Genomic DNA, 14181 nt, shown 5'->3' on the forward strand with positions numbered 1-14181 from the left:
CCCAGCGCGGCCTCACGCATATCGCGACGCCACTTCGAACAGGATGGCGTGGCGCGCGGCCAGCGCCGGCACGTCGGTCGAGTAGCCGCCGCCGATGACGCCGCACAGCGGCACGCCCTGTCTGCGGAAATGGCCGATGACCATGTCCTCGCGGGCGCCGAGCCCGTCGTCGGTGAGCGCCAGCCGGCCCAGCCTGTCCTCGGCATGGACATCCACGCCCGCATTGTAGAAGACGATGTCCCAATGCCTCTGCCCGGATAGGACCGGCAGGATGGCGGCGAGCCGTTCGAGATAGGCGCCGTCGCCGGTGCCGTCCGGCAAGGCGACGTCGAGGTCGGAGGCGATTTTGCGCACCGGGTAGTTGCGCTCGCCATGCATGGAAAAGGTGAAGGCGCGAGGCTCGTCCTTGAGAATGTCGGCCGTGCCGTCGCCCTGATGCACGTCGAGGTCGACGACCAACACGTTTTCGACGACGCCTTCGGCCAGCAGCGCCAGCGAGGCGACGGCGACATCGTTGAAGGTGCAGAAGCCGGCGCCTTGCGCGCGCCTGGCATGATGGCTGCCGCCCGCCGCATTGCAGGCAATGCCGTGTTTAAGCGCCAGCCTGGCGGCCAGCACCGTACCCGCGGTGGCGAGCTGCGCCCGCAATGACACGCGCGGGCCGATCGGAAAGCCGATCTCGCGCTCTATTTTCGCCGGCACCTGGCAGGCGATCGCCTGGTCGACATAGTCGGCGGCGTGCGCCAGCTTCAGCAGTGCAGCCGGTGGCGGTTCCGGCAGCGAAAGCGCGCCGGGCACGGCTAGACCGCGTAAGCGCAAGGCCTCCATCAGCAGCGGATATTTGCTCATCGGAAAGCGATGGTTGACGGCGAAGCCTGCGTCATAGTCGGGGTGATGGACGATCTGCAGCGGCATGAATTGGGGGCTGCGCCAGGTTTGCAATTCGGTTGGCAGTCCGGCGGATATGGTTGCGTGACGCCGGCAAACTGGGGCACATCGGGTCCTCGATCAAGCCGCAATCGGACAGGCAGTAATCCCTTGGACGCGACTCAAGCCAACGCCAGGTCTTTCGCCGTCACCAACCGCTCAGTGCTGGCGATCGCGGTGCCGATGACGCTTGCCTACCTGACGACGCCGCTGCTCGGCATCGTCGATACCGCGGTGGTCGGCCAGTTCGGCGATGCTGCCCTGCTCGGTGGCCTCGCGGCGGGCTCGCTGGTGTTCGACGTCGTCTTCACCACCTTCAACTTCCTGCGTTCGGGCACCACCGGCCTCGTCGCCCAGGCCTTCGGGCGCGGCGATGCGCTGGAAGAGCAGGCGGTGCTGTGGCGCGCCGTGCTGATCGCGGTCGTCGCGGGCGTCATACTTGCCGCCCTTGCGCCGCTCTTTGCCGTCGCCGGCCAATGGTTCATGGGCGCCGAGCCGCGTGTCAGCGAAGCGATGTCGGTCTATATCCGCATCAGGCTGCTCGCCGCGCCCTTCTCGCTGATCAACTACGCCATACTGGGCTACGTGCTGGGGCGCGGCGAAGGCGGTCTCGGGCTGATGCTGCAGGCGGTGCTCAACGGCATCAACATCGCACTCTGCTTCCTGCTCGGCCTCGAGCTCGGCTGGGGCGTTGCCGGCGTCGCCTGGGCGACGGTCACCGGCGAGTTCCTGGCCATGCTGCTCGGCCTTGCGATCGTGCTCGCCCGCTTTCGCAAGCTGGAACGGCCGTCGCGCCGCCGCATCCTCGATTTGCCGGCCTACCGGCGCATGCTGTCGCTCAACCGCGACATCATGATCCGCTCCTTCTCGCTGCTTGCCGCCTTCGCGCTGTTCACCAGGCAAGGCGCGCAGTTCGGCACGGTGACGCTCGCCGCCAACGCCGTGCTGATGAACTTCTTCCTCATCGCCGGCTATTTCCTCGACGGTTTCGCCACCGCCGCCGAGCAGCTCGCCGGCCGCGCCATCGGCGCGCATGCGCCTGCCCCATTCCGGCAGGCGGTACGGCTGACGCTGATCTGGGGCTTTGGCCTCGCCGGTATCGCCACGCTCATCCTGCTGACCGCCGGCGCCATTCTGGTGGCGCTGGTGACGACCTCGATGGATGTTCGCGCGGTCGCCGACACCTATCTTCCCTGGGCGGCCTTCACGGCGCTGAGCGGTGTGCTGGCCTTCCAGATGGACGGCGTCTTCATCGGCGCCACCTGGTCGCGCGACATGCGCAACATGATGCTGTTGTCGTTCCTCGCCTTCAGCGCTGCGCTCATCACTCTGGCGCCGGCATTCGGCAACAGCGGCCTGTGGGCATCGCTGCATGTCTTCCTGCTGGTGAGGGGGCTGAGCTTGCTGACGGTCCTGCGGCTCAGAATGCGAACGGCGTTCAGCTGATCGGTTTTGACGTCCAGCGCTCGCAAGCCGAGTCGCGCAGATCCCTGATCGAGCCAAGCCGCTCGCGTTCCACGAACCGCGCCATGCCGGCAATGATGCGCCCCGGCAGTGCCGGCCCGGCATAGATCATGCCGGTGTAGAGCTGGACGAGATCGGCGCCGGCGCGGATTTTCTCCAGCGCCGTTTCGGTGGAGTCGACGCCGCCCACGCCGATGATGGCCATGTTGGGCCCGAGCAACTTGCGCATCCGGGCCAGAACCGCGGTCGAACGCTCGAACAATGGTTTCCCTGAAAGACCGCCGGTTTCATTCGCCACGCTGCCGCTGCGCAATCCTGTCCTTGCAAGCGTCGTGTTTGAGACGATGACGCCGTCGATCTTCTTCTCTGCGACTTCGGCGGCGATGTCTTCGAGTTCCGCATCGACGAGGTCCGGCGCGATCTTGAGGAAGACTGGCGGCTGCATCGACGCTTCCGTCCTTGCCGCCATCACACGTTTCAACAGCTCGCTGAGCTGCTCGCGCGCCTGCATGTTGCGCAGGCCCGGCGTGTTGGGCGAGGAGATGTTGACCGTCAGATAACTCGCATGGGGCGCAAAGCGGGCGACGCCACGCTCATAATCGGCGATGCGATCGGCGCTGTCCTTGTTGGCGCCGATGTTGACGCCGACGATGCCCGGCCGGCCCTTGCGCGCGGCAAGACGCTTTTCGGCGGCCGCGTGGCCTTCATTGTTGAAGCCCAGCCGGTTGATCACCGCCTCGTCCGCGGTCAGCCGGAAGATGCGCGGCTTCGGATTGCCGGCTTGCGGCAGCGGCGTGATGGTGCCGACCTCGGCAAAGCCGAAGCCAAGCCCAAGCAGCGCGTCCGGCACTTCGGCGTTCTTGTCGTAGCCGGCGGCCATGCCGAGCGGGTTGGGGAGGTCGAGGCCGCAAAGGCTAACCTTCAGCCGTGCGTCATGCGTCGGGCGCCGCGGCGCCGTCGCGCCGACCGGCAGCCCGCAGCGCAGCGCCGCGATCGACAGGCCATGCGCGGTTTCCGGATCGAAGGAGAAAAGCAGCTTCTGGCCGATCCGGTCGAGCACGCTCATTCGCCCTCCAGCGCCGGGAATTCGTGGCCGCCCGCGCCGAGCGGCAACGGCTTTACCCAGAGAACCGCATCGAGGTCGAGCTCGGCGTAGAGATGCGGGAACAGGGCGCCACCGCGCGAGACCTCGTATTTCAGCGCATCACCCAGCCTTGCCGCGTCGATCGCGATCAGCAGCAGGTCCGTCTGCCCGGCGAAATGCTTGGCCCCCGTCTCGCGAACCTGGCCGGCGGTGGAGAAATGGATGAAGCCGTCGGCGATGTCGATCGGCGCACCGGTGAAGCGCCCGTTCCTCTCGGCTTCGCGCCACAGCGCCTCGGGCGCGATCTTGTAGATAATCTGAGACATTGTCGCGCTATAGTCCGAACCGAAGGTGCGGGGAAGGCTCGAAGCTCGACTCTTCCCCATTTCCGGCGCAAACCTGTGATAGCCCGCCTTCACCGGCTCATGGAGGAACAGCATGCGTCTGCAGCACATCGTGATCCCCGCGGCGCTTTGCTCGCTGGTTGCCGCATCCGCCTATTCCGAGGAAACCGACCACTACCGTTTGGAGAAATCGGCCAACGGCTATGTCCGCATGGACACAAGGACCGGCGCCATGTCTGTCTGCGAGGAGCGCTCGGGCCAGCTCGTCTGCAAGATGGCCGCCGACGAGCGGGCCGCCTACCAGGACGAGATCGATCGGCTGGACAATTCGGTCAAGGCGCTCGACGCGCGTGTCGCCAAGCTCGAGAATTCGTTGTCCGCCCGGCTGGAATCGCAACTGCCCAGCGAAGAGGATTTCAACAAGACGATGGGCTACATGGAGCGCTTCTTCCGGACCTTCAAGGACATCGTCAAGGACCTGGACAAGGAAGACGGCGACGGCAAGCTGAACCAGCAGAAGACCTGATGGCAAAGCCGCCCTGGGGAAAACCCCGCGCGCGGCCTTTGTCGCTTGAAAACGCGCGGCGTCGCCGCATAATCATTCCGGTCCCCGCAAGAAGCACATAATGATGATGGGATCGGGGGAGGAATATTTGCCGTCGGGCCACACTTTCGTCATTGCCGACGACCATCCGCTTTTTCGCGGCGCGCTGAAGGAGGCGCTTGCCGGCATCGGCGACGTTGCTGCCATCCACGAGGCCGGCGATTTCGAAAGCGCCAAAGCGCTGGTGCTTGCCAATGAAGATATCGATATGGTGCTGCTCGACCTGTCGATGCCGGGCGCCAGCGGCCTCTCCGGCCTGATCTCGCTGCGCGGCATCCATCCGGCGGTGCCGCTGGTGGTGGTATCGGCGCATGACGATCCCGTCACCATCCGCCGCGCGCTCGATCTCGGCGCTTCCGGCTTCATTTCCAAATCAGCCAGCATGGACGAGATCCGCGGCGCCGTGCAGGCGGTGCTTGCCGGCGACATTGCCGCGCCGGCCGGCATTGAGCTGGGCGTCGAGCGCGACCCTGAAATCTCCGACCTGATCAAGCGCCTGCAGGCGCTGACGCCGCAGCAGACGCGGGTGCTCGGCATGCTGGCGGAGGGCCTGCTCAACAAGCAGATCGCCTATGAGCTCGGCGTCTCCGAGGCCACCATCAAGGCGCATGTCTCGGCTATCCTGCAGAAGCTCGGCGTCGACAGCCGCACCCAGGCGGTCATCCAGCTGTCGAAGATCGGCGGCGACCCGCTGCAGCCGGTCGGCTGACCAGCATCCGGTTCAGTCCGGGCGCTGAACCGCCTCCTGCCGCGCCGGTCGTGCCTTGAAGATGGCAAAGCCGATTGCCGCCATGACCCAGACGCCGATACCGCCATAGAGCATCACACAGCCAAAGCCGTGCGCCAGCGCGTCATGCGCGACCTTGTCCGGCAATCCCGGCACTGGATTGCCGGCCGCGATCGCCTCGGCGAATAAATAGAGCCTTGCGTTATCGAGATCGGGCAGCGCTGCCATGAGATGCGCGAGCGCGCCGCTCGCCAGGATAAAACCCATCACGGCGATGTTCACGGCAAGCGAGATCATGCGCGCGCTCATGTCTATGCCGGATGCCATCCCGACGCGATCACGCGAAACCGAGCCGGTGGTGGTGTTGGTCACCGGCGTGTTGGTGATGCCGAGGCCAATGCCCGCGATCAGGCAGCCGGGCAGCATGGTCAGCCAGTTGGCGTGAGCCGCGGCGCTGCCCCACCTCATCAGGAGGAAGCCAATGCCGATGATCGCGAGCCCTGCCGGAATGATGACGCCGGGCCGGTAGCGCAGCGACAGCCGCTCTGCCAAAGGCGGCATCACCAGCGTCGGCAGCGTGTAGGCGAGCAAGGCAAGGCCGGTGGCGAAGCTGTCGAGGCCCAATCCGGCATGGAACCAGATCGGCAGATAGATCATGAACGGCCAGTAGCTGATGTTCATTGCCGCCGAGCCGACGATCGCGCCGGAAAACGGGCGGATACGAAAGACCGAAAAGTCGAACATCGGCCGCTTGCTGATCCTTTCGGCGATAAAGAACGCCACGAAGCTTGCGATCGACAGGCCAAGGATCGCCAGGGCGGCCAGGCTGGCGAAGCCAAGCTCCGGTCCTTGCGTGATATAGAAGACGAGGCAGAAGACGGCAGGCGACAAGGTCAGGATGCCGGCGAGATCCAACCTGCCTGCTTGCGGGTCCTTCGATTCATGGACGCCGGTGAGCGCAAGCGCGAATGCGACGATCGCGACCGCCACGTGGATGAGGAACACCCACTGCCAGCTCGACACGGCGACGATGCCGCCACCGACGATCGGGCCGAAGCCGAGGCCGATGCCGAAGATGACGCCCCACCAGCCCCAGGCCACGGCGCGCTCTCGGCCTTCCTGGAATTCATGCGACAGCACAGCGAGCTGGCAGATCAGCATCGCGCCGCCGCTCAACCCCTGCAGGAAGCGCGCGACGATCAAAGTCGAGACATTGCCGGCCAGACCGCAGATCAGCGAGGTGAGACCGAAGGCGGCGATCGAGACCAGGAAGACGCGCTTGCGTCCATAGCGATCGGCCAAGGTGCCGACCGCCATCAGCACCGTGGTGACGGCGATGGTATAGGCGTTCATCACCCATTGCAGTTGCTTGAAGTCCGCGTCGAGCACCTGTTCCAGCGTCGGCAGAACGGTTGGGACGCTCGATATTTCCAGCCCGAACATCAGGCAGGCAAGACATGCGGCAAACAGAACGACGATGCCCCGGCGGGTGAGGACAGGTGCCATGGTCAGACCTCTTGAGTTTCTTGGGCAGGGCGCAACCGAATGGCCGTTCGCCGCTGCGCGCTCAACCCAAGTTAGCGCAGGCTTGATCATTTTAAAATTACATGGTTGGGTATTTCAGTGACAACAAAATGGGATAGCTGACATGACGCTGGACGTAGATGCGGTGAAAGCCTTCGTCGCCGTCGCCGACCTGCGCAGCTTCACGCGCGCCGCCGAGGCCCTCGGCAGCACGCAAGGCGCGATCAGCGTCAAGCTGAAGCGGCTGGAGGATCGGATCGGCGAAAAATTGATTGAGCGAACGCCGAGGCTGGTGCGGCTGTCGGCGCGCGGCACTGTGTTCCTGGAGCCCGCGCGCGAGCTGCTTGCCGCGCATGACCGCGCCGTCGCCAGCCTCACCGCCGTCCGCCGTCATTTCCGGCTAGGGATCGCCACCCATGTCGGCGGCGCCGAAGTGCCGACCCTGCTGGCGCGGCTCAATGCCCATGATCCGGCTTTGACCATCGAGGTGCGGCTCGACGATACGCGCGACCTGCTGGCCGCCTTCGATCGCGGCGAGCTCGACGCTGCGATCGTGCGTCGCGAGGATGACCGCCGCGACGGCGAGGTGCTGGCGCCGGAGCAATTCGGCTGGTACGCGACGCCGGATTTCGTCTACCGCCCCGGCGAGCCGCTGCGGCTTGCCGCTTCCTCGCCGTCCTGCAGCATCCGCGACATCGTCACCGGTGCGCTCGACGCGGTCGGTATCCCGTGGACGCAGGTTTTCCTGGGCTGCGGTTCCTTTGCGGTTGCGGAAGCCGTTTCGGCCGGCCTTGCCACGGCGGTCTTCTCCTGTCGGCTCGCCCCGCCGGGAACGATCGAGGTCAGCCGCAAATTCGGCTTGCCGCCGCTGCCGGCGACCGAAATCCTGCTGCTTTCCACGCTCTCCGATCCGCAATCGCGCGAGGCGCTGCGCACCCTTGCCATGGCATTTCGCGAGCACCGTCCAGCGGCCAATGGCGCGAGGCCTCGGTTCCGCAATTCGCAAATGGCCGACAGCTCCATCTGAAGCTGCCGGCCGATGTGGTTTGGCCGCAGTGCTGAAGGCTCAGCGATAGTTCTCGACGGCCGAGCCGGGCATCGCATCGTCGTCGGCGGTGTCCGCGGAGTTTCGCGCCCGCCCGATCGCGGCGCCGAGGCCCAGCGAGGCGATCGCCACCAGTGGAATGCCGGCGATCCAGGGCAGGCGCGGCGCGAGCGCATAGAGCGCCGTGCCGACCGACGGTCCGAGCGAGTCCTTGAGGTCGACCGCCACAGACGAGGCGGCCATATAGGAAGCGCGTCGCGACGATGGTGCGAGCGCGTTGACGGCGGTCGGCACGAGCGGCCCGACCAGCATCTGTCCCACCGAGCAGAAGCTGACTGCGACGACCAGCGAAAGTATCGCCGGCGAGGTCGCCAGCAGGGCAAAGGCGGCGATGGTCGAGATGCCGGCGCCGGCTGCCAGCCAAAGAGCCGATCGCGTCTCGGCAAAGCGGCTGACCAGCATCTGCAATCCGACCGTTAGGGCGGCCGCATAGGCAAACAGGGCGCCGACACCGGATGGGCTCAGCGTGCCGGCATCCTGCGCATAGAGCGGAATGACCGCTTCGATCCAGTTCCCGGAAACCTCGAACAGCACGACCCAGGCGAGCAGCTTTGCCAGGCGGCCATCGCGGAAGGCTGGCAGCAGCGCCGACAGGCCTTCCTCTTCCTCCGCTTCCTCATGGTCGGTTGCGGCATGGCCGCGCGTCTCGGCGAATGCGGCAAGCATGACGATGCCGCCAAGGATGAGCATGCCGCCGCCAGCCAGGAACACGCTGCCGAGCGAAACGAGCGCCAGCAGCGCGCCGCAGGCCGGGCCGAGGATCTGTCCAGCGCTTGAGCTGACTCGGGCCATGCCAAACCAGCGCGGATGCGCCGAAGGCCCCGTCACATCGGCGATTGCCGTGAGGATGGTCGGGTGAAGCACCGACTCGCATATGCCTGTCAAAAGCAGCACGGCCGCGGTGGCGGCGACGCCATGGGCGAAGAACAGCGCGATGAAGCCGCAGCCGACGCCGAGCGAAGACAGGATCAGCACCGGCCGCCGGCCGATCCGGTCGGCGATGCCGCCGATCAGCGGCGCGGCGATCAATTCGCCGCCGGCATAGCAAGCAAACAAAAGGCCGATCGCGCCGATCGGAATGTTCGCCTCGCCGCTCGCCCAGAGCGGAAAGAAGGCCACCAGCGCGCCGTCGGCGAAACCGGCGCAGAAGAACAGGAAGAGGCCGAGCAGGGCCGGGCGCGGCAGGCCGCGCCAGGAAGATGAGAGGAGGGTCATGGATGTCACCTACGCGTCAAAGGCCCGAAGGCCGGGATTGCGCGTTGGCTGACGTAAACGCCTACGGCTGCCTCAGAAGCAGCATGAGTAGTTTCGAGCAGGTCTTAGCTGAGCCGCATCGACAGCTCCACGTCGTCGCCGAACGGCGTCGACATATAGCCGCCGGCCGGCGCGCGCACCCGCTCCAGATATTCGGGCGAGAAGTCGGCATTGTCGGCGATGACCAGCGCGCCCGGCCTGAGCCTGCTCTCAACGAGGCTCAATATCTCCGGATAGAGCGCCTTGGCGCCGTCGAGCAGCAGGAGGTCTATCTGGTCGGGCAGGTCGGTGGCGAGCGTTTCCAGCGCGTCGCCCTCGCGGATCTCCACCAGGTCGATGAGGCCGCCTTCCGTCAGATTGGCCTTGGCCCGGTTTACCTTCGACGACTCGAATTCCGTCGTGATCAGCCGGCCGCCGCCATTGTCGCGCAGCGCCGCGGCGAGATAGAGCGTCGAGATGCCGAACGAGGTGCCGAATTCGACAATGATGCGTGCGCCGGTGCTCCGCGCCAGCATGTAGAGCAGCGTGCCGGTCTCCGGCGAGACCGCAAGCCACAGGTCCTTCAGGCTGCCGTAGAACTGGCGATATTCGGTCTTGCTGTGCAGCAGGCGCGTCCGTTCCTCGCGCGAGTACCGTGCGATCGCCGGGCTGGTCGCCGCGTCGGCTTCCTTGAACAGGCGGGCGAGCAGCGGTGCCAAAGGGGTTGCGGTCAAGATGGTCATGGCTGTCTCCGGCGGGGTTCTTGTGTCGCTTCAAAAATACGAATAATCCTTCAGGTTTCCAATTCGCATTTCGGCGCGTGACCATGATCCAACGCCCAAGCCCTTCAATTTCCACCCGAAAACAGCCAAAACAGGCGCGCGCCACGGAACTTGTCGCGGCGATTTTAGAGGCGGCTGCTCAGGTTTTGGCTGCTGAAGGCGCGCAGCGCTTCACCACCACGCGCGTCGCCGAAAGGGCGGGCGTCAGCGTCGGTTCGCTCTACCAGTATTTCCCGAATAAGGCGGCGCTGCTGTTCAGGCTGCAGAGCGACGAGTGGCGCCAGACGACCGAGCTTTTGTGCGGCATTCTCGAAAACGCCGGGCTATCGCCGCTCGAGCGGATAAGAACGCTGGTCCATGCCTTCATCCGCTCCGAATGCGAGGAGGCGGCGGTGCGCGGCGCGCTGAACGACGCTGCGCCGCTCTATCGGGACGCGCCGGAGGCTGAGGAGGCGAGGGCGGCGGCGAGCCGGACCGTCGAGACCTTCATGCGCGAGACGCTTCCTGACGCGCCGGATACCGGCCGCGCTCTGGCCGGCGACCTGATCATCAAGACGCTGAGCGCCGTGGGGGCGGATTTTTCGGAAAGGGAGCGAACGGCCGATGAGATCGAAGCCTATTCCGATGCGCTCGCCGACATGTTCTGCGCCTATCTCCGAAGCCTCGGGCATCGCGGCTGATAGCAGCGCTTTGTCTCTATTCGGCGGCCGGCGCCAGCGGCCTGACGCGCGCCATCATCGAGCGCAGTACGGCCGGCTTCAGCGGCTTGTTGACGACCGGAATGTCGAGCCGGCCGGCAGCCGCGCGCACCTCGCTGGAACGGTCGGCGGTGACCAGCACGCAGGGCAGGTCCTGCCCGTAGGCGGCGCGCAGCGTGGCGACCGCATCGAGCCCGGTGCCACCGTCGAGGTGATAGTCTGCCAGCACGAGGTCCGGGTTCGGCGCGCCGGGCTTCAGGAGATCGCCTGATCCCGAAGCCGTCTCGACGCGGCATCCCCAGCCTTCGAGCAGCAGCCGCATGCCGTCGAGGATGCGCGCGTCATTGTCGATGCACAGCACATTGAGCCCGGCAAGCGTCGAGGCGGAGCGGGTCGGCGCCTTGCCGGCCTCGCGCGGCGGCGCGGCGACGGTCGCGACCGGCAAGATCACGGAAAAGCGCGTGCCCTTGCCGGGGTTGGAGTAGATGCGGATCTCGAGCCGCAGCACCCTGGCGATGCGGTCGACGATGGAGAGCCCCAGGCCAAGGCCTTCGGCCTCGCGCGCGCCCTCGTCGAGGCGCGTGAACTCGTGGAAGACGGTGCTGAGCTTGTCGCCGGCAATGCCGATGCCGGTGTCGATCACCTGGATCTCCGCCAGCTCGCCGCGTCGCCGCACCCCAACCAGAATGCGGCCCTGGCGCGTGTATTTGATGGCGTTGGAAACGAGATTCTGGATCAACCGGCGCAACAGGTTCCGGTCGGTCATGACGCCGAGTGAGGATGGAATAATCGTGAGTTCGAGCTTCTTTTCAGCGGCAAGCGGGCGAAAATCGTTGCCGATCTGACCGAGCAGTCCGCCCAGGTTGAAAGCGGTACTGTCCGGCTTCATCGCGCCGGCATCGAGCCGCGAGATGTCGAGCACCGCGCCGAGGATGGTCTCGACCGATTCCAGCGAGGATTCGATGTTGACGGCGGCCTTCCCGGCCGGTCCCTTACCTGCCTTCTCGATCAGCGACGAGCAATAGAGGCGGGCGGCGTTGAGCGGCTGCAGGATGTCGTGGCCGGCGGCGGCGAGGAAGCGCGTCTTGCCGAGGTTGGCTTCCTCGGCCAGCATCTGCGCCTGCGCCAGTTCCTCGTTGACGCGGGTGAGCTCGACGGTGCGGGTCTTGACCCGTTGCTCCAGCGATTCATTGGCCCGCTTCAGCGCCAGGTCCTGCTCGACGCGGCCGGAAATGTCGGCATAGGTGGCGACGATGCCGCCGTCGGGCATCGGGTTGGAGCGCAGCTCCAGGATGCGGCCGCTGGTCTTCAGCTCCATCTGCCACGGGCCGGCGAAATTGGTCAGCCGGTTGAGCATCGTCACGCGCTGGTCGGCGGGAATATCGCCACGCTCGGCAAGGTGGCGAAGGATCCGGTCGAGCGAGACGCCGACCTGGCCCATCTCGTCCGGCAGGTCGAACAGCAACCGGTATTGCCGGTTCCAGCAGATCAGCCGGAAATCGCGATCGAAGACGGTGATGCCTTGCTCCATCTGGTCGAGCGCGATCTGCAGCAGGTCGCGATTGTGCTGCAGCGCCTCGGTGGCGTCGTCCAGCAGCTTGAAGGCATCCTTGGAATCGCGATCGTTGCGGCGAAAGAGCAGCGACAGGATCAGCCGCGCCGAGGACGAGCCGACGGCGCTCGCCAGCAATTGCTCAGAGAAGCGGATGACATCCATGCTGGCCTGTTCGGTGCCGTGCAGGGAGACTTTCGCATCCCTCTCGAAGGATTGGAACGAGCGCTCCGTGCGCTCGACGCCGAGATAGCGTGAGATCGTATCCTTCAGGTCGTTGACGGTGACGGCGGTGCGGAAGCGGCGCAGGCTAGGCATCGGGCCGGCCTCGCGCGGCACGAAGATCGCCGCCTGGATGCGCTCCAGCGGCACGGACGCGCGGGAGAGGGAGCCGAGGACGAAAAACAGCGTGTTGACCGAGAGGCTCCACAGCACGCCATGGTTCAGCGGCTCGCCGACGGTGCCGAACAGCGCCTGCGGCTTCAGCGCCTCGAAACCGAACAGGCCGTGGACGACGATATCGGATTCGGGGCCGAGCGAAGGCAGGAGCAGCGTATAACCCCAGACGGCGATGCCGGCGACCATGCCGAGGGCTGCGCCCCGGCCGTTGGCGCGGCGCCAGATCAGCCCGCCGACCAGCGCCGGCGCGAATTGGGCAATCGCGGCAAACGACATTAGGCCGATCGATGACAGCCGCGCGCTATTGGTGCTCTCGCGATAATAGAGGAAGGCGATGAACAGCATGATGAAGATCGAGGCGCGGCGCACATTGAGGATCAGCGTCGACCAGTCCTCGTTCTCCGAAGAACTCGTCTTGAGCACGCGGCGCACGAACAGCGGGATGACGAGATCGTTGGAGATCATGATCGACAGCGCGACGCTCTCGACGATCACCATCGCGGTCGCCGCCGACAGGCCGCCGACGAAGGCGGCCATGGCCAGCAGATCATGCCCGCTGAGCAGCGGCAGCGACAAGACATAGAGGTCGCTGCTGGTCTTGTCGCCGACCAGCGACAGGCCGGCAAAGGCGATCGGCAGCACGAAGAGGTTGATCGCCACGAGGTAGAGCGGGAACACCCAGGTCGCGGTGCGCAGCTCCGCCTCGCTGCGGTTCTCGACGATGGTGACGTAGAACTGTCGCGGCAGCATCAGCACGGCAAACCCGCTCAAGCCGGTCAGCACCAGCCAGGTGGCCAGCGAGGTGCTGTAGCTCATCGCCTGGCGCACCTGGCTGTTTCCGGCAAGCCTGGCGAACATGTCGCCGGGCCCGCCGAAGATCAGGAACATCACCATCAGGCCGATGGCGAGAAAGGCGGCGAGCTTGACCACGGTCTCGACCGCGACAGCCAGAACCAACCCGTCCTGATGTTCCGTGGCGTCGGCATGGCGGGTGCCGAACAGCACCGCGAACAGCGCCAGCAACATCGCCACCACCAGCGAGATATCGCTGACGAACGGATCGAAAGAGGGCGGCGAGCCCGTATAGTGCTCGACCATCAGGCTGACGGAACCCGAGATCGCCTTGAGCTGCAGCGCGATATAGGGCACCGCGCCGATGGTCGCGATCAACGTCGCAATCGCCGCGACGATGAAGCTCTTGCCGTAGCGGGCGCCGAGGAAGTCCGCTATCGAGGTGATCTTCTCGCTTTTGGCCAGCCGGATCATGCGGTTGAGCAGCGGGAAGCCGAACACAAAGACCAGCACCGGACCGGTATAGATGCCGAGGAATTCGAGGCCGCGCTCGGAGGACAGGCCGACCGAGCCGAAGAAAGTCCAGGAAGTGCAGTAGATGGCGAGGCTGAGCGCGTAGATGAAGGGTCGCGCCCGACCGAGCCCGGCTGCCACCGAGCGCCGGTCGCCGACGCTGGCGATGGCGAAAAGCAGCGTCACATAGGCGATCGCGATGATGACGACGAACCAGCCTTGCACGGTCCGCACTTCCTCCCTGGCCGGTTTCCTCATCCGGTCGTTAAGACGCAACCACAGCTTGGAGCCCAAGTCCATCGCGGCTTTTGGCGCATATGCGGCTGGCGAGGCAGGTAAGCACAAACCGGTGTCTTCACCCTTTTTCCGGTTTTTCAACCGGGGGTTTTTGTTATTGTGGCTTCGGATCGGTGCCGGAGAGCCGGGGCGGCAG

The 14181-nt window shown here is 65.6% G+C and carries 12 protein-coding genes; 5 read left to right on the plus strand and 7 right to left on the minus strand.

Features of this window, described 5'->3' with window-relative positions; genetic code table 11:
- Positions 1-12: 12 nt before the first annotated feature.
- Positions 13-915, minus strand: coding sequence for a histone deacetylase (locus FJ419_RS04245; protein WP_140687825.1), 903 nt, complete (start codon positions 913-915; stop codon positions 13-15).
- A gap of 123 nt (positions 916-1038) precedes the next feature.
- On the opposite strand from FJ419_RS04245, the gene FJ419_RS04250 reads away from it, so the two are divergent.
- Positions 1039-2373 carry an MATE family efflux transporter gene (locus tag FJ419_RS04250; protein WP_181170593.1) on the plus strand — a complete coding sequence of 445 codons (1335 nt, stop codon included), beginning with the start codon at positions 1039-1041 and terminating at the stop codon, positions 2371-2373.
- Here FJ419_RS04250 and FJ419_RS04255 read toward each other — a convergent pair.
- Complete coding sequence (locus tag FJ419_RS04255) at positions 2366-3457, minus strand: quinone-dependent dihydroorotate dehydrogenase (RefSeq protein ID WP_140687829.1); 1092 nt, start codon at positions 3455-3457, stop codon at positions 2366-2368. The genes FJ419_RS04250 and FJ419_RS04255 overlap by 8 nt on opposite strands.
- Complete coding sequence (locus FJ419_RS04260; protein ID WP_181170594.1) at positions 3454-3801, minus strand: DUF952 domain-containing protein; 348 nt, start codon at positions 3799-3801, stop codon at positions 3454-3456. The genes FJ419_RS04255 and FJ419_RS04260 overlap by 4 nt, the downstream gene beginning before the upstream one ends.
- A gap of 112 nt (positions 3802-3913) precedes the next feature.
- Between FJ419_RS04260 and FJ419_RS04265 the strand changes: the two genes are divergently transcribed.
- On the plus strand, positions 3914-4345 hold the full coding sequence (locus FJ419_RS04265; RefSeq protein ID WP_095765880.1) for a hypothetical protein: 432 nt from the start codon (positions 3914-3916) through the stop codon (positions 4343-4345).
- Positions 4346-4472: 127 nt separating this feature from the next.
- A complete protein-coding gene (locus tag FJ419_RS04270) occupies positions 4473-5132 on the plus strand; it encodes a response regulator transcription factor (RefSeq protein WP_095766186.1) in 660 nt (219 codons plus the stop codon).
- Between the two features lie 12 nt (positions 5133-5144).
- Here the strand turns inward: FJ419_RS04270 and FJ419_RS04275 are convergent, their stop codons facing one another.
- Positions 5145-6656: an MFS transporter gene (locus FJ419_RS04275; protein ID WP_140687831.1), complete on the minus strand. Its 1512-nt coding sequence runs from the start codon at positions 6654-6656 to the stop codon at positions 5145-5147.
- A gap of 142 nt (positions 6657-6798) precedes the next feature.
- On the opposite strand from FJ419_RS04275, the gene FJ419_RS04280 reads away from it, so the two are divergent.
- The gene (locus tag FJ419_RS04280; RefSeq protein WP_140687833.1) at positions 6799-7701 is read left to right on the plus strand and encodes a LysR substrate-binding domain-containing protein; all 903 of its coding nucleotides are present in this window, start codon (positions 6799-6801) and stop codon (positions 7699-7701) included.
- 39 nt (positions 7702-7740) lie between these two features.
- On the opposite strand, the gene FJ419_RS04285 is transcribed toward FJ419_RS04280, so the two are convergent.
- Complete coding sequence (locus FJ419_RS04285; protein WP_140687835.1) at positions 7741-8994, minus strand: MFS transporter; 1254 nt, start codon at positions 8992-8994, stop codon at positions 7741-7743.
- A gap of 104 nt (positions 8995-9098) precedes the next feature.
- Positions 9099-9755 (minus strand): O-methyltransferase, encoded by a 657-nt coding sequence (locus FJ419_RS04290; protein WP_140687838.1) that lies wholly within the window; start codon positions 9753-9755, stop codon positions 9099-9101.
- Between the two features lie 83 nt (positions 9756-9838).
- Here FJ419_RS04290 and FJ419_RS04295 point away from each other — a divergent pair, with 83 nt between their 5' ends.
- Entirely contained in the window at positions 9839-10474 is a 636-nt protein-coding gene (locus tag FJ419_RS04295) for a TetR family transcriptional regulator (RefSeq protein ID WP_140687840.1), read from the plus strand.
- Between the two features lie 16 nt (positions 10475-10490).
- Here FJ419_RS04295 and FJ419_RS04300 read toward each other — a convergent pair whose 3' ends face one another.
- On the minus strand, positions 10491-13973 hold the full coding sequence (locus FJ419_RS04300) for a PAS-domain containing protein (RefSeq protein ID WP_181170595.1): 3483 nt from the start codon (positions 13971-13973) through the stop codon (positions 10491-10493).
- Positions 13974-14181 lie beyond the last annotated feature (208 nt).

The organism is Mesorhizobium sp. B2-6-2 (assembly GCF_006440615.1).
Classification (GTDB): Bacteria; Pseudomonadota; Alphaproteobacteria; order Rhizobiales; family Rhizobiaceae; genus Mesorhizobium.